Source organism: Xanthomonas hortorum (assembly GCF_040279205.1).
Taxonomy (GTDB): domain Bacteria; phylum Pseudomonadota; class Gammaproteobacteria; order Xanthomonadales; family Xanthomonadaceae; genus Xanthomonas; species Xanthomonas hortorum_F.
Window position 1 is genome coordinate 1 of record NZ_JBEOLS010000010.1, and the last position, 23,008, is coordinate 23,008.

Genomic DNA, 23,008 nt, shown 5'->3' on the forward strand with positions numbered 1-23,008 from the left:
GCAGGTTGGTCATGCTGACATTGCCGCGCTGCGCCGGCAGGCAGTGTTCGATCAGAGAAAATTGTGCTGGCGTGATCTCCATGCACGATAGTTTAATCGCTCGGGCCATTAGTGTTAACAGGCCCTAGGAAGGAATGGAGCGTTGAGGTGTGCTCAAGGCATGGCAAAGCCGTCGTTGCGCGCGTCGGCGCAATCGGGCGATGTGCTGCGTTGTCGTGATGCGTTGCGTTGAAGGGTTACGGCGACAACGCGCGTGTTGTGGCGTGTCGCCGCACCTGCTCGATCAATCGATCAATCGGTACGCCGGCACGGTGAGGAAGTCGGCCAGTTCATCGGCGCGGCTGAGTGTTTCCAGTAAGGCAATGGCGTCGTCGATGCGCGCAGCGCCAGGCAGTGCGTTGGTCGCGCCCAGGCGTGCCGGCAGCGCACGCAACGCGGTCTGCAATAACTGCTGATCGATGGCAGTGCCGTCGTCCAGATGCTGGCCGTGATGCAGCCACTGCCATAGCTGCGCGCGGCTGATTTCTGCAGTGGCGGCGTCTTCCATCAGGTTGTGGATCGGCACGCAGCCATTGCCGTCCAGCCAGGCGGCCAGGTAGCGCACGCACACTTCCACATTGCCTTCGAACCCTGCGCGAGTGACGTTGCCCGGCGAGGGGGCGATCAACATGTCGCGCGTCACCTGCACATCGTTGCGCAAGACGTGATGTTGATGCGCGGTGGGCATGTGCTCGTCGAACAATTTCATCGCCACCGGAATCAAGGCCGGATGCGCTACCCAGGTGCCATCGTGGCCTGCGGTGACTTCGCGCAGCTTGTCGGCGCGCACGCGGGCCATCGCCTGCTCGTTGGCGGCTTCGTCGTGATTGATCGGAATCTGCGCGGCCATGCCGCCCATCGCATGCGCGCCACGGCGATGGCAGGTCTTGATCAACAGTTCCGAATACGCCTTCAAAAACGGCTGGGTCATGGTGACCTGACCACGCTCAGGCAGTACGCGGTCGCGATGCCCGCGGAAGGTTTTCAGATACGAAAAGATGTAATCCCAGCGCCCGCAGTTCAGCCCGACAATGCGATCGCGCAGCGCGTGCAGGATCTCGTCCATCTCGAACACCGCCGGCAGCGTTTCGATCAGCACGGTCACCTTGATCTGCCCATGCGGCAGGCCGAGCATCGCTTCGATATGCGCCAGCGCGGTCTCCCACAGCGCTGCTTCTTCCATGCTCTGCAGCTTGGGCAGATACAGATACGGGCCGCGGTCCTTGGCCAGCAGCGCACGGCCGTTATGGAAGGCGAACACCGCAGCATCGAACAAGCCGCCGGCCAGCGGCTGGCCATCGATGAGCACGTGCTTCTCGTCCAGATGCCAGCCGCGCGGGCGCACGATCAACACCGCACGCTCGGCTTCCGGGCGCAGCGCGTAGTGCTTGCCGTTGGGCGCATCGAAGCTGAGATCGCCGCGCACCGCAGCGGCTAGCGTGCGCTGGCCGGCCAGCAGGTTGCGCCAGGTCGGCGCGGTGGAATCTTCGAAGTCGGCCATGAACACCTTGGCGCCGGAATTCAGCGCGTTGATGACCATCTTCGGATCGGTGGGGCCAGTGATCTCGACGCGGCGGTCCTGCAGCGCCGCCGGCAGCGCGGCCACGCGCCAGTCGCCGGCGCGGATGGCGCGGGTGTCGGGGCGGAAGTCCGGCAACTGGCCGGCGTCGAACTCGGCCTGGCGCACCCGCCGCTGGGCGAGGCGCTGCTGGCGACCGGGTTCGATCGCCCGGTGCAGCGATACCAACAGTGCCAGCGCAGCGGCCGGCAGCAGTTCCGCCTGGCCGGCCACCTGCATGGTCAGCGACAGACCGGGAGTGGCGCGTTCGGTGGAGCGTGGAGCGAAAGCGGTGGCAGACATGGCGTAAGTCCTTTGCATCCGGACCTGCACCGTGCGCCGCCAGCAACTATTTGACAAAGCAGTTTTATCAATGCTGTAAATAAGCTGAGCTTATAGTGGACTGTCGTACACACTCAAATGGCGCCAACCCCTCGATTTTCCTACAAATCCGACCGACTCAAGCCGCTGCGTGCGTTCTGCCAGACGGTTAGATTAGGCTCGGTCTCACGGGCGGCTGAGGCGCTTTATGTCAGCCAGCCGGCGGTGACGCTGCAATTGCAGGCGCTGGAACGCGACCTGGGCGTGGCCTTGTTCGAGCGCTCCGGGCGACGGATGACACCCAGCCGCGAGGGCCAGCTGCTCTACGACATGGCACTGCCGCTGGTGGAAAGCCTGGACGGCCTGGAGGCGAGCTTTCGCGAGAAGGTGCGCGGGCTGGATGCGGGCGAGCTCAATATCGCCGCCAACAGTTCCACCATCCTGTATCTGCTGCCGCGCATCGTGGCGAACTTTCGCGCGCGCCATCCGGACGTGCGGCTGACCCTGCACAACGCCATCAGCGCCGACGGCACCGACCTGTTGCGCGAAGATGCGGTGGACCTGGCAGTCGGCTCGATGCTGGACGTGCCGGCCGACCTCAACTACGCGCCGGTGTATCGCTTCGAACAACTGTTGATCACTCCGCCCGATCACCCGCTGGCCAGCAAGCCCACCGTCACGTTGCAGGATCTGTCGCCGTATCCGCTGATCCTGCCGCCGCGCCGGCAGGTGACCTATCGGCTGGTCGATCTGGTCTTCCAGCAGGCACGCGTGCCCTACACCGTGGCCTTGGAAGTGGGCGGTTGGGAGGTGATCAAGCAATACGTGGCGATGGGCATGGGCATTTCCATCGTCACCGCAATCTGCGTCACCGATGCCGACCGCGACAAACTCGCCACGCGCTCGCTCAAGGATTATTTCCCCACCCGCAGCTACGGTGTTGTGGTGCGCAAGGGCAAATATCTCTCGCCGCAGGCGCGCGCGTTTATCGAGTTGATCCAACCGGATCTGTTCACGCCGCGCGGGTATGACGAAAGTGGCGATTCGGAGCGGTGAGTTTCTGCGGCCTGCTGCGTGCTGATCTGCTTGCATCGCAACAATGCCTGGTCTGACAACCACTGTGCATGCGATAGCCACATGCAATATCGACAACGGTTCGTGCAGCCTGTTGCGGTAACGGCACGGGAATGCAGAATTGCGTTGATTCCTGCAGCGAACATGCCACGCGAAAAGACGGCAGATGGCAGGCAGGTCCAGGCAGATGCCGCAGCATGCATGCGTGCACTCATTCGCGCCCGTACAACCCCAAAAACATCGCCACGGCCGATTCGGCAACCTGGGTCTGTTGCTCCGGCGACAACGGCGGCTGGCCCATGGTGAGCTGCGGCCAGAACGCGAAGCCTTTGATCAGTGCCTGCAGCTGCTGTGAGGCGAAGTCCGCCTCCACGCCGGCCAGACGGCCGTCGGCCAGTGCGGCGCGCAGCCAGGTGGTGGTGCCTTCTTCCTTGCTGCCCAGCTGCGATATCAGTTCGCGGGCCCTCGCCGGCGAGTGGATGCCCTCGGCGAGGGCCACACGCGACAGATCGATAAACGCCGGGTCGTCGAGCAGGCGCAGCTTCTGCTGCAGCAACGTTATCAACTGCGCGCGCAATGGCTGGTCGGGCCGGTAGACCAGATTCACCGCATCGGCGCTGCGTTGCCACAGCCCACGCAGGATCTCGCCGAACAGCGCGTCCTTGCTGGGGAAATGGTTGTAGACGGTGCGCTTGGACACCCCGGCGGTGGCCGCCACGCGGTCCATGCTGGTGGCCTCGAAACCGTGCTGGCGGAACTCGGCAATGGCCGCTTCCACGATGGCGTGACGCTTGCGGTCGGTCAGCCGCTGCGGCACGGCTGGAGGAGAAGAGGCAGTCGACATTTGCCGATTTTACACCCAGCAGTTTACTTTCACAGAAATAAAACTACACTGTGTAGTGTAATCTCGGCAGTCAGCAGCGCGACACGCTAGTGTCACGCGGGCGCAGCCGGCGCGTAGGAACCGCAGCGTACGAACGGTCTCTGCAGATCCTCAGCGCCGAGCACAGCCCATCTGGCGGTCGCGCAGTCCTGTTTGGGTCGCTCGTATTCCTTATCGCTATTCCCACGTCTCGGTCGGACTCTCCTATGGCTTCTCCTCGCCCTTCCCCCTATGCCGCCTCGCCGCAGTTCCGCGGTGGCCGGTTTCGCAATGTGCTGCCGCTGCCGACTGTCACGCTGAGCCTACGCGAGCAGATCGGCCTGCTGTGGAGAGTCTTCTTCGCCAAGCCCAGCACCACGGTGCCGTCCGCGCCGCTGCCGGTGCAGCCGCTGACGCGCGCGCAGTTGCTTGCCGCGCCCGATCGCAGTTTGTATCGCCTGGGCCATTCCACCGTGCTGATGAAGCTGGCCGGCGGGTGGTGGCTGACCGACCCGGTGTTCTCCAAGCGCGCCTCGCCGGTGCCGTTCGCCGGGCCCAAGCGTTTCCACGCGCCGCCGATCGCGCTGGACGATGTGCCGCCGCTGGCCGGGGTGATCCTGTCGCACAACCATTACGACCATCTCGACCGCGCCTCCATCCGCGTGCTGGCCGACCGCGTGGGCGTGTTCGTCGCACCGCTGGGTGTGGGCGATCTGCTGGTGCGCTGGGGCGTGGACCCGGCCAAGGTGCGTCAGCTGGATTGGTGGGACTCCATCACCGTCGGTGGCGTGCAACTCACTGCTACTCCATCGCAGCATTTTTCCGGGCGCGGGCTGTTCGATAGCGGGCGGTCGCTGTGGTGTTCCTGGGCGATCCAGGACCGGGACCTGCGCGTGTTCTTCAGCGGCGACGGCGGCTATGGCCCGCATTTCAAGACCATCGGCGAGCAGCTCGGCCCGTTCGACGTGGCGCTGATCGAAAACGGCGCCTACGACCAGCAGTGGCCGCATGTGCACATGCAACCGGAGCAGAGTCTGCAGGCGTATCTGGACGTGGGCGGGCAGACGCTGCTGCCGATCCACAACGGCACCTTCGATCTGGCCATGCACGCGTGGCAGGAGCCGCTGGACCGGATCGTGGCGTTGGCCGATAGCGCTGGCGTTGCGCTGGTGACGCCATGCATGGGCGAGCGGGTGGATCTGAAGGCGCCGGCCAATCGCGTGCGTTGGTGGCGGCAGGATGCCGGCGCGACGGCTGCGGATGGGTTGGTGGTGACGCGGTAACTGGCCTGAGGCATGCCGACGCGTTGCCATGACGTTTTGATGGCACACCTCGCACGCGGATGCGCGCGGCACCCGTCGCCGCGTGACGCTTCACCAACCCTGCACTAGCAAGTGGCGCACCCGACCTCGGCGCCCACACCACCGGGGGATTCGGGCGCAGCGACGTCGGTTCTGCTATCCGGCAAAGATGCCCCCTGTAGAGTGGTTCAATCCCCGAGCAATGCGATCCGCAGTTTGGATATTTCATCTCGGCAACGGTTTCGTCGCGTGCTTGAACTCGATGCTCTTTTCGAGCAATGGCAACCACGACGCCCGTCGACAATGCGCCCAGCTCCGGGCTGCGCGGAGATCGCATTCCTCGGCACCGGCCATTGATCGATGCCGCCACTGCATCAAGCGCCAGGAGAAATCTGATGAAACCTGCTGCATCCGCCCATCCGCCCAGTCGCACTGGGTCAGCGTCGAGTGCGCACATCCATGAGATCGAAAAAGAAACGTCCCCGGGTGCCTCGACCAGCCATTTGGATGCCCAGCCCGGTGGCCCATTGACCAAGCTATCCGGCCGCCCGAGCAAGCGCGGCAAGGACACCGCAGACGCCACTGCGCACGCATCTCATACGGCTAGCCACCTAGACCCGGTTGGTCTGCAGATTTCGCAGCCTGTAATGCCGTCGCATCCTGGCGGAGCGTCGCTGGTGCGACTCAAAGAGAAACTGGCTGCCGACAACCACCGTGCCGTCGAGCCGCAACTGGCCGCCGAATTGATCAACAAGGTCAGGCCGATGAAACTGCCGGACACCACCGGCGTGCAGGAACGCGCAGCGACACACACAGATTTGTTGAACCGCATAAACGAAACGGATGCGATGGCTTGGTACAAAGCGCAGGGATTGAGCGAAGTCGAGGTTTCCGACTTGCGACGCACCGCGCTGTTGTCCGGCATGCCCAATCCCACCGGTAGTTTTCTAAACAATGCGATGCAGTTCATCGTTTCGCCGTGGATCAACTACGCAACCCGTCAGCCATGGGCAGGCGCAGGGTTCGGCTTTGCAACAGCGGCCATCGCCGCACCGATGAATGCGGTCCAGCAGTCGGCGGTGGTCAGTCTATGCGAATCCATCCGCGAGCATGGCGGTCATGTCATCGTGCCGGACAAGAATCAGATCAACGATAAGCATTGGCTACCGGACCTCGCGAAGGCGCTGGAACGCCACATCGAAGAATTCAGTGGGTGCTGCGACAGGTTCCGAGAACTCAAGCACGCCGCAGACCAGCGACCAACGGCGACGTCAGCTGAACAGCTTACCGAGGCCGCTGACCACTTGCTGCAAGCCGAAGCGCGCCTGCATCAGGCGCAGCACAACTTTGTCATGACCCAGGGCGCGCACGACCGGCAATGGATGGGCAATCGCTGGCAGGCCGTCCCGCGCATCCTGCGTTCGCCATTGGCGGGCACGCTGGGCCTGCTGAGCAAAACCGGCGCAATGCGGGCGCTGTCGCCGACCGCGCAGACCGTCGGTGCCCTGTTGATGACAGCTGCGCAGCATGTGGCCGCCGGCTTCGACGAACAGGCAAAACAGGACTACAACAACAAGCTCAATCTGCTGTACGCCGATGTATTGACCGACACAGGTAAATTGAAACTTGCACGTGGCGAGCCGGTTGCGGCAGAGGAGATCGATCAGATCAAACTGCGCAAACTGATCCAGTCGCCCACGCAGGCTCTGGTGAAACGCGTCATCAACGGACTGGTGTCGATGGAAAAAGCGCTCAACGCGGAACTAGCCGCGTCGCCCTCGCCGCAGGGGACGGCGGACGCCGACAACCTGGATCTGGAAGCGGGCCACGGCGCCGGCCCGGCGAAGGCACTGAAACGGCTGAGCCAGGATCTGCAAGCCTTGCGCGAAGGCAAGTTGGACGAACTCGATCCAGACGGTGTCGCTGCAGCGGTGCTGCTCGGCGCCAAGAAGTCGGTGGTGTCGGAGCAACTGATCAACGATATCGCCAAGAAGTACACCTCGCGCGAGTTCTCCGCACAGACCGCCCAACGCATTGGCCAGATGTTCCATCTCGGCGTGCTGGGCAGCGCGGCATCCTCGGTGATCGGCAAGGCCAGCTCTGCGGCGCAGGGTGGAACGCGCAACGTGCCGGCCGCACAGACCCTGGCGATCTCTGCCCTGTCCGGAACCATGGCTACGGTCGGCGCGCTGAATCAGCACACCGCCATCACCGTCAAGAACAATCGCCGCGAGGGTGATACCGACATCGGATTGAAGCAGCAAGTCTTACGTGGCGTGATGGGGGGGGCCAACGAAGCGCTGTCCCAGCGTCGGGCGACCAAGGCGAGCCGAGCGATCAACGCGCTACTGCAAGGCAACGATGTGGAACAGCTGTTGGACCAGGCCAAGGCACTCACCCAACCGCCCGGTGCCACGTCCTCCGCAGCGCAGGCCGCGCCGTCGCTGACCCTGCCGCAGGCAGTGGAGCGGCTGCGTCCGGGAGCAGCGTCCACATCGCAGTCGCACGAAGTGATCGTGCAGATCGGGGACGATCAGGCGCCGCAACCGGCATGATGCGGCGCCGACCGCGGCGCATCAAAAGCGACGCAACAAAAACGGGATGGCCTTGCGGCCATCCCGTTTCGATTGCTAACCGCATGCACTACACGCGCATACGTCAACGACCCACGCGCATCACTTACTCGGTCAACCCGCGGTTTTCCAGCAGCGCCTTGACGCTGGGATCCTTGCCGCGGAAATCGCGGTACAGCGTGGCAAGGTCCACCGTGTTGCCGCGCGAAAGGATCTTGGCGCGGAAGATATCGCCGTTCTTGCGATCCAGGCCGCCGTTTTCCTTGAACCATTCGAATGCGTCGTCGTCGAGCACTTCCGACCAGAAGTAGGCGTAGTAACCGGCCGAATAACCGCCGCCCCAGATGTGGTCGAAATAGCTGCTGCGATAACGTGGCGGCACCTCGGCCAGGTCGACCTTGAAGCGCTTCAACGCGTCGGCTTCGAACTTGCTCACGTCCTGCAGCGGCGCGTCGGCAGGCTGGGTGTGCCAGGCCAGATCGAGCAACGCGGCCGACAGGTACTCGGTGGTGGCGTAGCCGCTGTTGAAGGTCTTGGCCTTCTTGATCTTCTCCACCAGCTCGGCCGGCATCGCCGCCCCGGTCTGGTAGTGCTTGGCGTAGTTGGCGAAGACCTTGGGATCGGACGCCCAGTGCTCGTTGAACTGCGAGGGGAACTCGACAAAGTCGCGCGAGGTGCTGGTGCCGGCGATCGAGGGGTACTTCACCTTGGAGAACATGCCGTGCAGCGCGTGGCCGAACTCATGGAACAGCGTGGTGACGTCGTCGAAGCTCAGCAGCGCCGGCTGGCCGGCGGCCGGCTTGGTGAAGTTGCAGACGTTGTAGACCACCGGCTTGGCACCGGTGAGACCATCCTGCTCGACGAACACGTCCATCCAGGCGCCGCCGGACTTGCTGTCGCGCTTGAAGTAGTCGGTGTAGAACAGCGCCATCGAGGTGCCGTCCGCGTCGAACACTTCATACACCTTCATGTCCGCGTGATAGGTCGGGATGTCGGTGCGCTGCTTGAAGGTGATGCCGTACAACTGCGTGGCCGCGTAGAAGACGCCGTTCTGCAGCACGTTGTCCAGCTCGAAGTACGGCTTGATCTGCGCCTCGTCCAGGTCGTACTTGGCCTTGCGCACCTGCTCGGCGTAGACGTCCCAATCGGAGGCGGCGAGTTTGAAACCACCCTTCTGTGCATCGATCACCTTCTGCATTTCGGCCACTTCGCGGCGCGCCTTGGCGGTGGCCGCCGGCACGGTGTCGGTCAGCAGCTTGAGCGCGGCGTCCGGGCTCTTGGCCATCTGGTCGCCCAGGCTGTAGGCGGCGTAGTTGTCGAAGCCGAGCAGCTTGGCCTTCTGTGCGCGCAGCTGCGCCAGGCGCTGGATGGTCTGGCGGGTGTCGTTGGCATCGCCCTTTTCCGCGCGCGTCTCCGAAGCCTTGAGTACCTCGGCGCGCAGCTGGCGGTCCTTCAGCGAGGCCAGCACCGGTTGCTGGGTGGTGTTCTGCAAGGTGAGCAGGTACTTGCCATCGAGCTTGCGCGCCTTGGCGGCATCGGCGGCGGCGGCGATATCGCCTTCGCTCAGGCCATCGAGTTTGGCCTTGTCGTCCACCACCACCGCAGCGGCGGCCGAGGCGGCCACCAGACGGGTGTGAAACTGGGTGGAGAGCGTGGTCTCTTCGATATTGAGCTTGCGCAGGCTGGCCTTGTCGGCCTCCGACAGCTGCGCACCGGCGCGCACGAGTTCTTCGTAATCGCGCTCGACCAGGCGCTTCTGCTCCGGCTCCAGGTTCAGCGTGTCGCGCTGGTCGTAGAGGGTTTTAACGCGTGCAAAGAGCTTGGGATCGAGATTGATCTCGTCCTGATGCGCAGCCAGCTTGGGCGCGATCTCTTCCTGGATCTTCTGGCGTGCGTCGCTGGTATCGGCCTGCACCAGTCCGAAGAAAATGCGCGACACGCGCGTGAGCGTTTCGCCGCTGCGCTCCATCGCCTCGATGGTGTTGTCGAAGCTGGGCGGCTCGGGGTTGTCGGCGATTTTGCGGATGTCGGCCAGGTGCAGGCGCATGCCTTCTTCGAAGGCCGGCAGGTAATCGGCGTCCTTGATCTTGTCGAACGGCGGCGCCTGGAACGGCAGCGTGCTGGCGGTCAGCAGCGGGTTCGGCGCAGCATCCGCGGCCGGGGTGGTGGCGGTCTTTTCGGGCACGGTGGTGGACTCCTTACCGGACGAATCGTTTCCAGAACAAGCAGCCAGTGCCAGGGTGATGGCAGCGGCCAGAACGACGGTACGCGACATGGCGTGTGATTCCTGAGTGGGTAGCGCAGCCAGTCACGCTAGCGGGTTTGCGCAGCGTCGGCATGTGCCGTTGGATTGGGAAGATGGGTGCGGTTGAGGATGCGCGCGCTACAGCGTCTCGTCCTTGAAGATCGCCACGTGCGGGCTGCCGTCGGCGCCGATCCAGCCGCGGTACATGCCTTCGGTATTGAACGGGAATGCGGCGTTGCCCTGCGCATCCAGCGCGATGGCACCGCCGTCGCCGCCGGCCTTGGGAATCTCCTGGTCGATCACCGTGTCGGCGGCCTGTTGCAACGACTGCCCGGCGTATTTCATGCGTGCACAGATGTCGTAGGCGGCCACCGCGCGGATGTAGAACTCGCCCCAGCCGGTGCCGGACACCGCACACTGGCTGTTGGCATAGGTGCCGGCGCCGATGATCGGCGCATCGCCGACGCGGCCATAGCGCTTGTTGGTCATGCCGCCGGTGGAGGTGCCGGCGGCCAGGTGTCCCGCGCGATCCAGCGCCAGCGCGCCCACGGTGCCGAAATGCTTGGCGGTTTCCAGGTCCAGTTCGGCCTGCGCCTGACGGTCGCCGGCTTCGGCCTTGCGCGCTTTCTGCAGCTGCTGCCAGCGCTTGTCGGTGCGGAAATAGCTCGGGTCGACCAGAGTCACGCCCTGCTCGCGCGCGAACTGTTCGGCGCCGTCGCCGGCCAGCATCACGTGCTTGGAATGATCCATGACGCTGCGTGCCAGCTGGATCGGGTTCTTGACCGTGTGCACGCCGGCAATCGCGCCGGCCTTGCCGGTGGCGCCGTCCATGATTGCGGCATCCAGTTCGTTCTTGCCGTCATGGGTGAACACCGCACCGCGCCCGGCGTTGAACTGCGGCGCATCCTCCAGCACGGTGATGGTGGCCGCCACCGCATCCACCGCGGTGCCGCCACCTTGCAGCACCGCATGCCCGGCGCGCAGCGCGCGTTGCATCGCCTCGCGCGCCTGCGCCTGTTCCTCGCTGGAAAGGCTGGATTTTTCCACCCCGGCGCCGCCGTGGATCACCAGCATCGGCGTGGCCGCCAGCACCGGGCCAGCAGCAAGCAGGAGCGAGAGCGACAAACACAGTGCGCGTGCGGACAAGCCCATCATGATGTTTCCTCGGTGGAGGCAGCGAGGTGCCCGGCGGCGCCGGTCATGAATGCAGGCGACCGGCAGCGACAAAACCTTTCAAGCGCGCGGCCGCATTCTCACAACGTATCGCGATGCTTGCCGCGCCACGGCCGGTACCAGGTGCGGATGGCGGCGATATCGGAGGCCATGTCGGTACCGGTCCAGAATGGCTCACCGATGCCCACGGTCTTGCTGGGGTAGTCGAAATACACCGGCAGGATCGGCACCTTGGAATCGGAGGCAATCTTCCAGAAGCCGGCCTTCCAGTGCTCCACCCGCTTGCGGGTACCCTCGGGGGTAATCACGTACCACATCTGTTCGGAATTGCGGATCAGCCGCACCGCCTGGCCGATGGTGCCCTGCGGCGAGCTGCGGTCCAGCGGGATGGCGCCGAGCTTGCGCAGCAGCGGACCCAGCGGCCACCAGAACAGCTGCGCCTTGCCCAGCACGCGCACGTCGAAGCCCAGCGCGAACTTGGCCGCAAAGCCCAGGAAGCCGTCCCAGTTGGACGAATGCGGGGCGACGATCATCACCAGCTTGGGTTCGTCGGGCAGCCGCCCGAGCAGGCGCCAGCCGGTCAGGCGCAGTGCCGTGCGCCCCAGCCAGCGGCCGAAGCGGCCATGGGCGCGTGGCATTCTGGGGGGAGAGGGCTGCAGCAGGATGTTGGCCTGTGTTACCGGTGGCAACGACGGGTCGGTGTGACTCACGCTTACTCCCAGTGGGACGCAGAGCGTCCACGCTTGATATGGCTGCGCTCACGCTTGGCATCCAGCCGCCGCAGCTTGGCACCATGACTCGGTTTGGTGGCGACCCGGCGCTTGGGCACCGACAGGCAGGCACTGATGATCTCGACCAGCCGCTCGCGCGCATCCTCGCGGTTGCGGTCCTGGGTGCGGAAGCGCTGCGCGTCGATCACCAGCACGCCCTCGGCGGTCATGCGGCGGTCGCGCCGCGACAGCAGCCGTGCGCGCAGGGGTTCGGGCAGCGAGGGCGATCCGGCCACGTCGAAACGCAGCTCCACCGCAGTGGAGACCTTGTTGACGTTCTGCCCGCCCGCGCCGCTGGCGCGCACGAAGCGTTCGACGATCTCGCTGGGCGGGATCGTCAGGCTGGGGGTGATCTGGATCGGGTCGCTGGCCATCGGGCCGATTGTATCGGCACCGGCATGGACGCGCGCGCGAACGCCGGCTTCCCGTATGCTGCGGCCGGTTCCCCCGACTGTGCAGGATGCTCCGATGACACCACCTCGTTCCGTTGCCACCGTCCGCGCCTTCGCGCGCCGTCTGATCGTGCTGGCCGCGCTGGCGCTGGCCACGCCCGCCGCGTTTGCGCAGGCGCCCAGCGATGCCGACATCAACCGCCTGCTGGCCGCCTCGCGCGCGCAGACCATGCTGGACACGATGCTGCCGCAGATCGAAGCGATGCAGCAGCAGCAATTCGCCCAGCTCACCGCGCAGCGCCAACTCGACGCCGCCCAACAGGCGCAGTTGCAGCGCATCCAGGACCGCACCCACCAGACCGTACGCAAGGCGCTGTCGTGGTCGGAGCTGCGCCCGATGTATGTGGACATCTACAAGCGCTCGTTCTCGCGCGAGGACGTGCTGGCCATGGCCGAGTTCTACGAGAGCTCGGCTGGCCAGAGCCTGCTCGACAAGACCCCGGCACTGACCCAGAACCTGATGGGCGCGATCCAGCAGAAGATGCTGCCGCTGTTTGCCGATCTGCAGAAGGATCTGGAGAAGATCGTCAATGAGCCGGCGGCGGCGCAGAAGCCCTGAAGGGCTGGGATTGGGGAATCGGGAATCGGGATTGGGGATTCGTAACAGCGTGGTTCCTGCAACGGATGCGGATGCTAGGTCGATTGCGTTGACGATTCCGGCGGTGCCCCAGCTTTCCTCCAGTGGGAGAAGCCTGCTCCAGCCCCTCTCCGACAGGAGAGGGAGTTGGGGTGATGAGGGTAAGAGGCGAAGCCGCGCGTGCATCCAAACTCCACCAGGCTTCGCTCGCACCCTCATCCGCCCCTACGGGCACCTTCTCCCGATGGGAGAAGGACAGCAGTCGCCCCTCTCCCGCCGGGCGAGGGGTTGGGGTGAGGGTACGGCTGCCTGAAAACGTTGCCGCTCGACGTTGGTGCACTGACAGATCGACGTTGATGCACTGACACATCCATGACCACGCCGCATCACTGCACGTGTGTCGTGCCTTGCAACCCCGCCACGTCCCACCCGAACAATGCACACGCTTTCGCAAACTCCAGATCCAACGGCGCCACCACGCTGAGACGCCGCCCATCGGCCGGATGCGGAAACCCCAAGCGCTCGGCGTGCAGCAACATACGGTGGATCCCCAGCATGCGAAAACTCCGGTTATGCCGGCCATCGCCATGGCTGGTGTCGCCGATCATGTGATGCGACAGGTGCTTCATGTGCCGGCGGATCTGCCGGAAACGCCCGGTCTGCGGCTGGCAGCGCAGCAGCGCATAGCGCGAGGTGGCGAAGCCGGTGGAGGGAATCTCCAGCTCGCCGGTGGCCAGCCGCTGGAAATGGGTCACCGCCGGCTTCTTGACCGGCTTGCCGGGGCCACCGTCCAGATCGTGATCGACGATGAAGCGCTGCTCGGCCGGCCAGCCGCGGCACACCGTCAGATAGTCCTTCTCCAATTCGCCGGCCATCAAGGCCTTGCCCAGCGCACTGGCGCTCTCGCGATCGAACGCAAGCAGCAAGCAACCGCTGGTGGCGCGATCGAGCCGGTGCACCAGAAAGATCGGCCGGCCCAGCTGCTCGCGCAGGCGGTCGGCCAGAAAGTCGTCCTCACCGCGCGCCAGCTTGCTGTCGTGGACCATCAGGCCCGCGGGTTTATTGACGACGGCCAGGACATCGTCCTGGTAGAGAATCTGCAGATGCTTGGGGGATGTGCTCACCGGCGGATTATCCGCATCGCTGACAGCGCATGCCACTGCGTTGCCGCGCCACGACGCGAAGGCCGCGCTGGTGCCCCGCTGCACTGCCGAAATGCAGCCGCATGCAGCGGGCCACCTATCGCAATGTGTCAGCGACGCAGCCAGGCGATCAGCAAGGCCACCGAGCCGGCTGTGCCACTGACCCAGCTCCACACCGGCACAGTGCCCAGATACCAGCCGTTCGGGTGCAGGCCATACAGCACGGCGGCGACCACCAGCAGGCCGCTGCCGGTGATGGCAGTGACCACGCGCGTCTGCAACTTGCGCAGGCTCACATCCAGCGCGCGCAACTCGGCCGAGCGGATATCGAGCTGATGGCGGCCTTCCACCTGCTGCTTCAACCAGCTGTGCACCAGGCGCGGCATGTCCGGCGCATGCGTCATGATTTCCGGCAACCGCTTGCGCAATTCGCCCAGCACCCGGCGTGGGCTATAACGCTCGCGCAGGATGCGTTCGAGCACCGGCCGCGCCACTGCCCAGATATCCAGCTTGGGATCGAGCTGGCGGCCGACGCCTTCGATGTTGAGCAAGGTCTTCTGCAACAGGATCAGCTGCGGCTGCAGCGTCAATTCGTAACGCTGCGCGACGCGGAACAATTTGATCAGCACTTCGGCCAGCGAAATCTCCGACAACGGCCGGGTGAAGTACGGCTCGCACACCGAGCGCGCGGCCGCTTCCAGTTCGTCGATGCGCACGTTGTCCGGCATCCAGCCCGCCTCCACGTGCAATTCGGCCATGCGGCGATAATCCTTGTGGAAGATCGCCATGAAGTTCTCGGCTAGGTAGTACTGATCTTCCTGCGAGAGCTGGCCCATGATGCCGAAATCCAGCGCGATGAAGCGCGGATTGAGCCGGCGCTCGGGATCACTGTCGACCCAGATGTTGCCTGCGTGCGCATCGGCATGAAAGAAATTGTCGCGGAACACCTGCGTGTAGAACACGCGCACGCCCTTGGCCGCCAGCGCCTTGCGATCGATACCGGCCGCATCGAGCTTGGCGATGTCGTCGGAGGGAATGCCGTACACGCGCTCCAGCGTGAGCGCCCGCTCGGCGGTGTGCGACCAGATCACCTCGGGCACGTACAAATCGTCCGAGCCTTCCCAGAAGCGGCGCAGCACGCTGGCGTTGGCGCCTTCGCGTTGCAGATCCAGTTCGGCCGACAAGGTGGCTTCGATCTCGGCCACCACTTCGCGCGGGCGGATCTTGTCCGCGCGCGGGTGGGTGCGCTCGACCAGGGTGGCCAACGAATGCAGCAACGCAATATCGGCATCGATCTGGCGCTCGATGTCCGGGCGCAGCACCTTGACCACCACTTCGCGGCGCACGCCGTTGGCATCCGGCGGCAACGTGGCCGCATGCACCTGCGCGATCGAAGCCGAGGCCAGCGGCACGGTGTCGAACGCGGCAAACGCCACGCTCACCGGCAGGCCCAGCGCGCGCTCGACGATCAGCCGCGCCGCTTCGCCGTCGAAGGGCTTGACGCGGTCCTGCAGCAGGGTCAGTTCATCGGCCACATCGGCCGGAATCAGGTCGCGCCGGGTCGACAGGATCTGCCCGAACTTGACGAAGATCGGCCCCAGTTCCTGCAACGCCAGCCGCAGCCGCGCACCGCGCGATTGCGCGGCGATTTCGGCGCTGGCACGCGGCACGAATGGCTTGGCCAGGCGCAGCCAGCGCTCGGCCGGCGTGCCTTGCAGCAAGACGTCCAGCCGATAGCGCAGGATCACCCGGCCGATGCGGCTTGCACGCAGCAGCGCCTTCATGCCGCACCTCCGGCAGCACGCAGGCGGGTGACGCGTGCGGCCAGACGTTCGACGTCGTCGCGCAGTTCGTCGACATCGTCGTGGAAGGCTTCGAGTTCGGCGCGCGGTACCACGTCGCGCGATTCTTCGGTCACGAATTCGGCCGCGCTATGCGCCAGATCCACTGCACTGCGCCGCGCCTGTTGCAGCGCTGCACGCACCGCGCCGGCGATCTGCACGCCCAGGATGTCGCCGAACACCGCCACGAACGGCAGTTGCCAATCCGGATCGAACCGCCCTGCCAGTTGCTGCAGCTGGCGCGCCAGCTCGGCATCGCCGGAGACCTTGAGCCGGCCCGCCGGGGCGCCGCTACGGCGCGCATTGGCCAGAAACGGCAGCTGGCCGAGCAGGCCGGCCAAGGTGCTGCGCACGGCGAGGTCTGGCTCCTGCGTTTGGTCCACCGGGCCGACCAGCAGCCGGCGCTCGTGCACGCGGATCTGCAAGGCCAAGGCAGGCGCGTCCAGGGTCAGCGCGATGCGCTGGCCTTCCAGCGGCAACAGGGCGTCGCGGGTATCCGGGTCCAGCGCCAGCGCGCGATTGAGCGCGGCTTGCAGGGCCTGGCCGGCGAGCGGCTTGAGTGAGTTGAGCAGTGATCCGGGCATGGGCCCATTCTACCGTCCCCGCATGTCGCAACTGCTTGATGGTGAGCTGGCGAGTGCACGCCGGAGGCGGACGCGGCGGTCATGACAGGTCGCCTTGGTGGCAAGGCCGCTTGCGTCGGTCGTGGAGGGCTTCCTTCAGCGCGCCGGCCGCGGGCATGCTGGCGACCTCATTGAACAGGTGGCAGGAGCAGGCGATGCGCAAGATCCGGGTCGGTCTGATCTTCGGCGGCAAATCGGCCGAGCACGAGGTCTCGCTGCAATCGGCGAGAAATATTCTGGATGCGCTCGATCCGCAGCGCTTCGAGCCGGTGCTGATCGGCATCGACAAGCAAGGCCAGTGGCACGTCAACGACCCCGACAGCTTCCTGCTCAATGCCGACGACCCGGCGCGCATCGCCTTGCATCGCAGCGGTCGCGGCGTGGCGCTGCTGCCGGGTGCGCACCAGCAGCAATTGCGTCCGACCCAGCCGGAGCAGGCGCTGGCGCAGATCGATGTAGTGTTTCCGATCGTGCACGGCACGCTGGGCGAAGACGGCTCGCTGCAAGGGTTGTTGCGCATGGCCAATCTGCCCTTCGTCGGCTCCGGCGTGCTCGGCTCGGCAGTGGCGATGGACAAAGACATGGCCAAACGCGTGCTGCGCGATGCCGGGCTGGAGGTGGCGCCGTTCGTGTGCTTCAACCGCCACACCGCCGCACACGCCGACGTGCATGCGTTGGTTGCGCAGTTCGGTTTGCCGTTGTTCGTCAAACCGGCCAATCAAGGCTCATCGGTCGGCGTCAGCCAGGTGCGCACTGCGGAGGAGTTTGCCGCCGCACTCGCGTTGGCGCTGGCGTATGACCACAAGGTGCTGGTGGAAGCAGCGGTGACCGGGCGCGAGATCGAATGCGCCGTACTGGGCAATGCCACGCCGCAGGCCAGCGTATGCGGCGAAGTAGTGGTGCACGATGCGTTTTACTCTTACCAGACCAAGTACATCAGCGAACACGGCGCCGAGATCGTGATTCCGGCCAACATCGATGCGCAGACGCAGCAGCGCATCCAGCAGATTGCCGTGCAGGCTTACCAGGCGCTGGACTGCGCCGGCATGGCGCGTGTGGACGTGTTTCTCTGCGCAGATGGCCGCATCGTGATCAACGAGGTCAACACGCTGCCGGGTTTCACCCGGATCAGCATGTATCCCAAGCTATGGCAGGCAAGCGGGCTGGACTATCGGAGTTTGATCACGCAGTTGATCGAGCTGGCGTTGCAGCGGCACGCTGACGATCAACTGCTGCGTAGTGCGGTGGAACCGCGCTGATGAGTCCATCGCAGGTGCGCGAGGTGCAGTTGCACGATCATCCGGCACTGCTTGCACTCAACAATGCGCATGCCACCGAATTGTCGTTCAGCAGGCACGTGCAATATCTCGAAAAACTGCTTTAAAACAGCCACAACACAGCTGTAGAGCCCTCATAACGCAGATGGCCCACCTCCTTGCGGAAGCGGGCCATCTGAGCATCAATCGGCAGCGCCGCTGCCGTGACGTATCGCAGCTAAGTGGTTAAACCTTGCCGCGACGGAACATCGAGATCACTGCCAGGATCAGGAACACCACGAACAGGATCCAGGCGATGTTGGTCGCCGCACCGGCGATACCACTGAAGCCCAGCACAGCGGCGATGATGGCGATGACGAAGAAAATGATGGCGTAATGCAGCATGGCAAGGATTCCAGAAGTTGTCGTGCCGAATCGGCGCAGACGTATCCTGAAGATATGGCGGTCTTTACCGGGTGATGGCGATGTCGTTGGAAGATGAGGATCGCAGCCGCTGTAGGCCTTCTTCGATGCTGATACTAGGTATATAACCAAAGTCGCGACGCGCCGGTTCCATGCTGTACCAATGCGGCGTGCACAGCTGCTCCACCAGAAAACGCGTCAACGGCACTTCGCCTGGCAGACGCAACAGTGGCCACAGGGTCTCGCACACCGCACCGATTCTGTAGGCGGTCTTGAACGACAGCGAACGCGTCACTGCCGGTGCATCCACCGCGGCCAGCAAGCGATTGAGCAACTCGCGCATCGGCAACGGTTCGCCATTGGAAATGAAGTACGCCTTGCCTGCGCAGGCAGCCCCGTGCGCGAGGTGCTCGAACGCATCGAAGTGCGCTTGTGCGGCGTTGTCGATGTAGGTGCTGTCAACCAGGTTGCTGCCGTCGCCGACCATGCGCAGGCGACCGGCACGCGCACGCGCTGCCAGGCGCGGCAGCAGGTGATTGTCGCCCGGCCCCCAGATCAGACGCGGACGCAAGGCCACCGTCGCCAGCTGCGCATCGTTGGCCGCCAGCACCGCACGCTCGGCGATCGCCTTGGTGGCCGCATACGCTGCACGCAGGTCTTCGCCGTAAGGCACTTCGTCGGCGCCCAGACCTTCCACCGGATTGGTGGCGCGATGGGTGACGCTGGGTGTGGAGGTGTAGATCAGGCGCGGCACGCCATTGGTACGACACGCGTCGATCACGTTCTGCGTACCGACCACATTGGCCTGGTGATAGCTGTCGTAGCTGCCCCATGCACCGGCCTTGGCCGCGTTGTGGAAGACCGCATCGATACCGACGAAGGCGTGCCGCACCGCTTGCGGGTCGGCCAGGTCGCCACGGATCTGGCCCACACCCAAGGTCTGCAGAATCGGGTAATCGCCGCGCTGGAAACTCACTACCTCATGCCCGCGCGCGCGCAGGCCGCGGCACAACGCCTGGCCGAGAAAGCCACCACCACCGGTCACCAGCACCTTCATTGCGCCACATCCATTGTTCCTGCAGGGCGCACACAATAGCCGGACCGGACCGTTATCGCGATGCGACGCGCACAGGCAACCGCCTGCGGCTTTCGCAAACCATTGATCGCAAAGAGCTTCATAAATCTTCATCGAGACATCAGGCAGTTCATTCGCGCTGCTGGCGTCATGGCCGGACCCTGGATCGCTGGAGTCACCATGACCCGCCTGTCGCTGCTGTTGTCCGCCCTGTTGGTTGTCTCTCCGCTGCATGCCGCGCCGCCTGGTGCCTCTGCAAAAGCCGCCTCTCCAAGAGCTGCTACTCCAGGAGCTGCCACTCCAACCGCCGACAGTCGACCGACTGCCACGTCACCGGCTGTGCCTGCAGCGACCACCACGCCACCCGCGCTGGATGACGGCTGGCCAGTCGCCAGCACTGCCGCTGGCGGCTGGAACCTGCCCGTGCTTGCACAGATGGAACAGGCACTGGCGGGCGATCTGGCGCCATCCACCACCAGCGTGCTGATCGTGCGCGATGGCGTGCTGGTCTACGAACACTACTTGGGCGATGCCGATCACCAGACCTTGCACGACACCCGCTCGTTGACCAAGAGCGTCACCGGGCTGCTGGTCGGTGCGGCGATCGAGCGCAAGTTGATCCCCAACGCGCAAGCCAAGGTCTACGACTACTTCGGCGATCGCCAATGGCAGCATCCCGATCCGCGCAAGCGCGACATCACCATCGAAGACCTGCTCACGATGAGCTCGCAGCTGGAATGCAAGGACGACAACGCCTTCTCCGCCGGCAACGAAGAACGCATGTACGTGAGCGCCGACTGGACGCAGTTCGCGCTGGATCTGCCGATCCGTGGCTACGCGCCATGGATGCGCCGGCCTGCGCAAAGCCCGCATGGCCGCGCGTTCTCGTATTGCACCGCAGGCTCCTTCCTACTCGGTGCGGTACTGGAAAAAGCCAGCGGACAGCGGCTGCAGGCGTTCTCCGCACAAGCCCTCGAAAAGCCGCTCGGGATCAATCACGCGCAGTGGAATGTGTCGTCCGAGGGCGTGGGCATGGGGGGTGGCGGCACGCGTTATCGCAGTCGCGACCTGGCCAAGCTCGGCCAGTTGCTGCTTGCGCAAGGGCGCTGGCAGGGCCGCCAGGTGATTGCCGCCAACTGGATACGCGCGATGACCAGCGTGCATGCGCAGGCACGCGAGGACGCCGATTATGGCTACCAACTCTGGCACTTCCTGTTTCCGGTGCACGGCGTGCAACGCGACACCTGGGCGATGTCCGGCAATGGCGGCAACTATGTGTTCGTCGTGCCTGCAGAGCGGTTGGTGGTGGTGCTCACGCGCAGTGCCTACAACACCCGGCAGATGCACCAGCAATCGCATCGGTTGCTGACCGACTATGTGCTCATGGCGCTGCCTGAGAGCAACCAGGCGCGCTGACAGAACATCTCTGACGCTGTCTCGATGGCGGCAGCGCATTGGCCACACTCGCCTGCGTTGACGAGTGGAGTGATGCAGGGAGTGGCAGTGACATTGCTCGGATCGAACGCAACTGATCACCGCCCCTCATCAGACGGCATGCACTGCATACACTGCTTGCAACCACGCATACCGACCATCTCCACTGGTCCTTGCCCGCCCACCGTCGCGGGACCTTACGCGGCATGGATGCCGCGTAAGAGCTTACAAGGACGTACTTGCAGCGTGTCCCGCGATGGTGGGCGGGCAAGGGCCCTGCAACCAAGCCGCAGATCATGCGCTCTGCACCTGACGCATTCGTAAGTTCAATCAACTCCCAAGGCGAACCAGATCTTGAGCTTCAGCATCGTTTGGATGTTCAAAGCCGAGCTGGTCGAGGGCGCGATGCCCTCACCGCTTGCAGGACACGCCGTGAACCCGTCCCTGGGGGCTCGGTGGCGGCATCCATGCCGCCACACGGTCCCGCAAGCGGTGAGGACATCGCACCTGCCAACATGGTCGTGTGCTGATGGGAAAACACAAAGCCGGCCGCGCCCGGCTAGCAGTGTGTGTAGCAATTTTCCGAGGTGGCTTACTGCACGACTACGCCATGAGTAGCGAGCGCAGTTGCTCTATGCGGCATGCAGCACATGCAGCACATGCACTGCGATTTGAGCGCGCAGCGGGCCCAACCGCATCATTGCAGTGTCTTAGCCCCGCTCGGACATCGCGTCTGCAGGCAGCAGATTGCGAGCACGCAGTTTCCCACGCTGGGCAGCAAGATCGGCATCGATGCGTGCCAGCAACCCGGCAAATTCCGGCACGGTGCGCAGCGGCTGCAGCAGCGGCGACTGACGCAGATAACCGGCGTTACGGTAGCCGGCAGCTTCGGCACTCAGCAGGGCGCGTATTGCAGCTTCCGGCGCATCCGCGCAGAGCAGCAGCATGGCCGCATCCACTGCATCGAACGGGTCGCCGCCGCCCTCCACGCTGACCAGTAATTCCTGCGCGCGCGCATGCAGTGTTGCGACTTCCGGTAGCGGCTGCGCCTGCAGCGTCCACGCCACCGTCTGCGCGAAGCTGCCTTGTGGTCGAAGCTGCACCGCACGAAGCGCCGCTACACGCGCAAGCGCCTTGTCACCATGCAGCCACGCAAGCTCGGCCTGTAGCAACGACAGCCCTGCGTACTCGGTACCGCGGCTCTGCGCCTCGTTCAACGCCGTCTGCGCTTCGGCCGCGCGGCCATGTTCGAACAGGAACGTAGGCCAGGCCAGATTGGAGAACGGATCGTCCGGGTACAGCTGAAAATTCTTTCGGTAACGCGCCTCGGCCGCACTCGCATAGCCGAGCACACTAAGATTGCTGGCGATCTGGATCGGCAAAAATCGCACGCGCGTCGGGTCGCGCACCGCCAGATTGGCCGACAGCGCCTGCACCAATTTTCCCTGGCGCTCGTACAGATAGGCAGCCGAGCCGCGCACCGCGTCGGCACCGGGATCCAGCTGCAACGCCTGTTCGTAGGCGGCCAAGGCATCGCCATTGCGACCCTGGCAATCCAGCGCATAACCACGCGCGGCGTGCGCTGCCGCAAGGCCCGGTTGCACGACCACAACAGCATCGGCCAGTCGCAAGGCCTGCAGCGCAAACGCTGCATCCCCATCGTACTGGCACACGCGCGCACTGTAGGCGCGGCTGAGGCCGAGTTGCGCCTGTCGGTCGTCCGGCGCTTCCTGCAGGCGTTGACGATACAAGCCGATGGCGCGTTCGTTGTCGTCGCGCTGGCCGATGCCGGCGTAGTAATCGGCACGCTGCAACAATGCGGCTTGCGCTGATGGCGCATCACGCGTTTGCAGCCACCAGGTCGCGCCAACGCCAACGCAGAGCAGCAGCGCACCTGCCGCAACGATCCAGGCACCACGGCGCGGCACCGCACACGCAGGCGGTGCTTCGTCCAACTGCACCGGCACGCACAGCTGATAACCCTGCCCGCGTACCGAGCGCAGGTAACGCGGTTGCCGCGAGTCGTCGCCCAAGGCCTGCCGCAACAGGCGCACACGCTGGGTGACGGTTTCTTCGTTGACCAGCGCTGGTGCCCACACGTTCTGGATCAACTCGTCGAAATCGACTACCCGCTGCCCCTGCTGCAGCAAATAGTGCAGCAGGCGGAAACTCAGCCCGCCAACCTCGAGCGCGACACCGCCGCGCTCCACGCGCTGACGCGCCACATCGATGCGCAGGTCATCCAGACGATAACGCGCGCGCATCGTTG

19 protein-coding genes are annotated in these 23,008 nt (G+C 64.6%); 7 read left to right on the plus strand and 12 right to left on the minus strand.

The annotated features are described in order from the left end of the window. Positions 1-283: 283 nt before the first annotated feature. Positions 284-1,900 carry a malate synthase A gene (gene aceB, locus ABS769_RS06245; RefSeq protein WP_317060817.1) on the minus strand — a complete coding sequence of 539 codons (1,617 nt, stop codon included), beginning with the start codon at positions 1,898-1,900 and terminating at the stop codon, positions 284-286. A gap of 117 nt (positions 1,901-2,017) precedes the next feature. Between aceB and ABS769_RS06250 the strand changes: the two genes are divergently transcribed. Continuing rightward, the gene (locus tag ABS769_RS06250) at positions 2,018-2,974 is read left to right on the plus strand and encodes a LysR family transcriptional regulator (RefSeq protein WP_317060818.1); all 957 of its coding nucleotides are present in this window, start codon (positions 2,018-2,020) and stop codon (positions 2,972-2,974) included. 229 nt (positions 2,975-3,203) lie between these two features. Here ABS769_RS06250 and ABS769_RS06255 read toward each other — a convergent pair whose 3' ends face one another. Beyond that, entirely contained in the window at positions 3,204-3,836 is a 633-nt protein-coding gene (locus ABS769_RS06255; protein WP_317060819.1) for a TetR/AcrR family transcriptional regulator, read from the minus strand. A 245-nt stretch (positions 3,837-4,081) separates the two neighbouring features. On the opposite strand from ABS769_RS06255, the gene ABS769_RS06260 reads away from it, so the two are divergent. Together ABS769_RS06260 and xopN are read left to right on the plus strand one after the other, a co-directional pair. Beyond that, the gene (locus ABS769_RS06260; protein WP_317060820.1) at positions 4,082-5,137 is read left to right on the plus strand and encodes an MBL fold metallo-hydrolase; all 1,056 of its coding nucleotides are present in this window, start codon (positions 4,082-4,084) and stop codon (positions 5,135-5,137) included. 413 nt (positions 5,138-5,550) lie between these two features. Continuing rightward, positions 5,551-7,710, plus strand: coding sequence for a type III secretion system effector XopN (xopN, locus tag ABS769_RS06265; protein WP_317060821.1), 2,160 nt, complete (start codon positions 5,551-5,553; stop codon positions 7,708-7,710). A gap of 124 nt (positions 7,711-7,834) precedes the next feature. On the opposite strand, the gene dcp is transcribed toward xopN, so the two are convergent. The 4 genes from dcp to arfB all read right to left on the minus strand — a co-directional run bounded on the left by dcp (position 7,835) and on the right by arfB (position 12,290). Continuing rightward, a complete protein-coding gene (gene dcp / locus ABS769_RS06270; protein ID WP_317060822.1) occupies positions 7,835-10,003 on the minus strand; it encodes a peptidyl-dipeptidase Dcp in 2,169 nt (722 codons plus the stop codon). A 108-nt stretch (positions 10,004-10,111) separates the two neighbouring features. After that, the gene (locus ABS769_RS06275; RefSeq protein ID WP_317060823.1) at positions 10,112-11,128 is read right to left on the minus strand and encodes an isoaspartyl peptidase/L-asparaginase family protein; all 1,017 of its coding nucleotides are present in this window, start codon (positions 11,126-11,128) and stop codon (positions 10,112-10,114) included. Between the two features lie 98 nt (positions 11,129-11,226). Further along, complete coding sequence (locus ABS769_RS06280; protein ID WP_317060824.1) at positions 11,227-11,856, minus strand: lysophosphatidylcholine acyltransferase; 630 nt, start codon at positions 11,854-11,856, stop codon at positions 11,227-11,229. A gap of 2 nt (positions 11,857-11,858) precedes the next feature. Continuing rightward, on the minus strand, positions 11,859-12,290 hold the full coding sequence (arfB, locus tag ABS769_RS06285; protein ID WP_268213729.1) for an alternative ribosome rescue aminoacyl-tRNA hydrolase ArfB: 432 nt from the start codon (positions 12,288-12,290) through the stop codon (positions 11,859-11,861). 55 nt (positions 12,291-12,345) lie between these two features. On the opposite strand from arfB, the gene ABS769_RS06290 reads away from it, so the two are divergent. After that, positions 12,346-12,927 (plus strand): DUF2059 domain-containing protein, encoded by a 582-nt coding sequence (locus ABS769_RS06290; RefSeq protein ID WP_317060825.1) that lies wholly within the window; start codon positions 12,346-12,348, stop codon positions 12,925-12,927. 404 nt (positions 12,928-13,331) lie between these two features. Here the strand turns inward: ABS769_RS06290 and ABS769_RS06295 are convergent, their stop codons facing one another. Genes ABS769_RS06295 through ABS769_RS06305 form a run of 3 tightly spaced genes read right to left on the minus strand, consistent with a single transcriptional unit; the run spans position 13,332 to position 16,512 of the window. Further along, positions 13,332-14,162: a pseudouridine synthase gene (locus ABS769_RS06295; protein WP_430544141.1), complete on the minus strand. Its 831-nt coding sequence runs from the start codon at positions 14,160-14,162 to the stop codon at positions 13,332-13,334. A gap of 35 nt (positions 14,163-14,197) precedes the next feature. After that, complete coding sequence (gene ubiB, locus ABS769_RS06300) at positions 14,198-15,871, minus strand: ubiquinone biosynthesis regulatory protein kinase UbiB (protein WP_104549556.1); 1,674 nt, start codon at positions 15,869-15,871, stop codon at positions 14,198-14,200. After that, complete coding sequence (locus ABS769_RS06305) at positions 15,868-16,512, minus strand: ubiquinone biosynthesis accessory factor UbiJ (RefSeq protein WP_317060827.1); 645 nt, start codon at positions 16,510-16,512, stop codon at positions 15,868-15,870. The genes ubiB and ABS769_RS06305 overlap by 4 nt, the downstream gene beginning before the upstream one ends. A 194-nt stretch (positions 16,513-16,706) precedes the next feature. On the opposite strand from ABS769_RS06305, the gene ddlA reads away from it, so the two are divergent. Both ddlA and ABS769_RS06315 read left to right on the plus strand, forming a co-directional pair. Beyond that, entirely contained in the window at positions 16,707-17,810 is a 1,104-nt protein-coding gene (gene ddlA, locus ABS769_RS06310) for a D-alanine--D-alanine ligase (protein ID WP_317060828.1), read from the plus strand. Continuing rightward, positions 17,810-17,935, plus strand: coding sequence for a hypothetical protein (locus tag ABS769_RS06315; protein WP_255086373.1), 126 nt, complete (start codon positions 17,810-17,812; stop codon positions 17,933-17,935). The genes ddlA and ABS769_RS06315 overlap by 1 nt, the downstream gene beginning before the upstream one ends. Before the next feature lie 118 nt (positions 17,936-18,053). Here ABS769_RS06315 and ABS769_RS06320 read toward each other — a convergent pair whose 3' ends face one another. Both ABS769_RS06320 and oleD read right to left on the minus strand, forming a co-directional pair. Next, complete coding sequence (locus tag ABS769_RS06320; protein ID WP_003468167.1) at positions 18,054-18,212, minus strand: DUF1328 domain-containing protein; 159 nt, start codon at positions 18,210-18,212, stop codon at positions 18,054-18,056. Between the two features lie 64 nt (positions 18,213-18,276). Then, positions 18,277-19,287 carry a 2-alkyl-3-oxoalkanoate reductase gene (gene oleD, locus ABS769_RS06325; protein WP_317060829.1) on the minus strand — a complete coding sequence of 337 codons (1,011 nt, stop codon included), beginning with the start codon at positions 19,285-19,287 and terminating at the stop codon, positions 18,277-18,279. A gap of 198 nt (positions 19,288-19,485) precedes the next feature. Here oleD and ABS769_RS06330 point away from each other — a divergent pair, with 198 nt between their 5' ends. Next, a complete protein-coding gene (locus tag ABS769_RS06330; protein ID WP_317060830.1) occupies positions 19,486-20,721 on the plus strand; it encodes a serine hydrolase domain-containing protein in 1,236 nt (411 codons plus the stop codon). A gap of 728 nt (positions 20,722-21,449) precedes the next feature. Here ABS769_RS06330 and ABS769_RS06335 read toward each other — a convergent pair. Then, a complete protein-coding gene (locus ABS769_RS06335) occupies positions 21,450-23,003 on the minus strand; it encodes a winged helix-turn-helix domain-containing protein (protein ID WP_317060831.1) in 1,554 nt (517 codons plus the stop codon). Positions 23,004-23,008 lie beyond the last annotated feature (5 nt).

Bases quoted from the DNA above. Each gene is read 5' to 3' on its own strand.
- aceB (WP_317060817.1), bottom strand. From the start codon at position 1,900: ATGTCTGCCACCGCTTTCGCTCCACGCTCCACCGAACGCGCCACTCCC.
- ABS769_RS06250 (WP_317060818.1), top strand. From the start codon at position 2,018: ATGGCGCCAACCCCTCGATTTTCCTACAAATCCGACCGACTCAAGCCG.
- ABS769_RS06255 (WP_317060819.1), bottom strand. From the start codon at position 3,836: ATGTCGACTGCCTCTTCTCCTCCAGCCGTGCCGCAGCGGCTGACCGAC.
- ABS769_RS06260 (WP_317060820.1), top strand. From the start codon at position 4,082: ATGGCTTCTCCTCGCCCTTCCCCCTATGCCGCCTCGCCGCAGTTCCGC.
- xopN (WP_317060821.1), top strand. From the start codon at position 5,551: ATGAAACCTGCTGCATCCGCCCATCCGCCCAGTCGCACTGGGTCAGCG.
- dcp (WP_317060822.1), bottom strand. From the start codon at position 10,003: ATGTCGCGTACCGTCGTTCTGGCCGCTGCCATCACCCTGGCACTGGCT.
- ABS769_RS06275 (WP_317060823.1), bottom strand. From the start codon at position 11,128: ATGATGGGCTTGTCCGCACGCGCACTGTGTTTGTCGCTCTCGCTCCTG.
- arfB (WP_268213729.1), bottom strand. From the start codon at position 12,290: ATGGCCAGCGACCCGATCCAGATCACCCCCAGCCTGACGATCCCGCCC.
- ABS769_RS06290 (WP_317060825.1), top strand. From the start codon at position 12,346: ATGCTGCGGCCGGTTCCCCCGACTGTGCAGGATGCTCCGATGACACCA.
- ubiB (WP_104549556.1), bottom strand. From the start codon at position 15,871: ATGAAGGCGCTGCTGCGTGCAAGCCGCATCGGCCGGGTGATCCTGCGC.
- ABS769_RS06305 (WP_317060827.1), bottom strand. From the start codon at position 16,512: ATGCCCGGATCACTGCTCAACTCACTCAAGCCGCTCGCCGGCCAGGCC.
- ddlA (WP_317060828.1), top strand. From the start codon at position 16,707: ATGCGCAAGATCCGGGTCGGTCTGATCTTCGGCGGCAAATCGGCCGAG.
- ABS769_RS06315 (WP_255086373.1), top strand. From the start codon at position 17,810: ATGAGTCCATCGCAGGTGCGCGAGGTGCAGTTGCACGATCATCCGGCA.
- ABS769_RS06320 (WP_003468167.1), bottom strand. From the start codon at position 18,212: ATGCTGCATTACGCCATCATTTTCTTCGTCATCGCCATCATCGCCGCT.
- oleD (WP_317060829.1), bottom strand. From the start codon at position 19,287: ATGAAGGTGCTGGTGACCGGTGGTGGTGGCTTTCTCGGCCAGGCGTTG.
- ABS769_RS06330 (WP_317060830.1), top strand. From the start codon at position 19,486: ATGACCCGCCTGTCGCTGCTGTTGTCCGCCCTGTTGGTTGTCTCTCCG.
- ABS769_RS06335 (WP_317060831.1), bottom strand. From the start codon at position 23,003: ATGCGCGCGCGTTATCGTCTGGATGACCTGCGCATCGATGTGGCGCGT.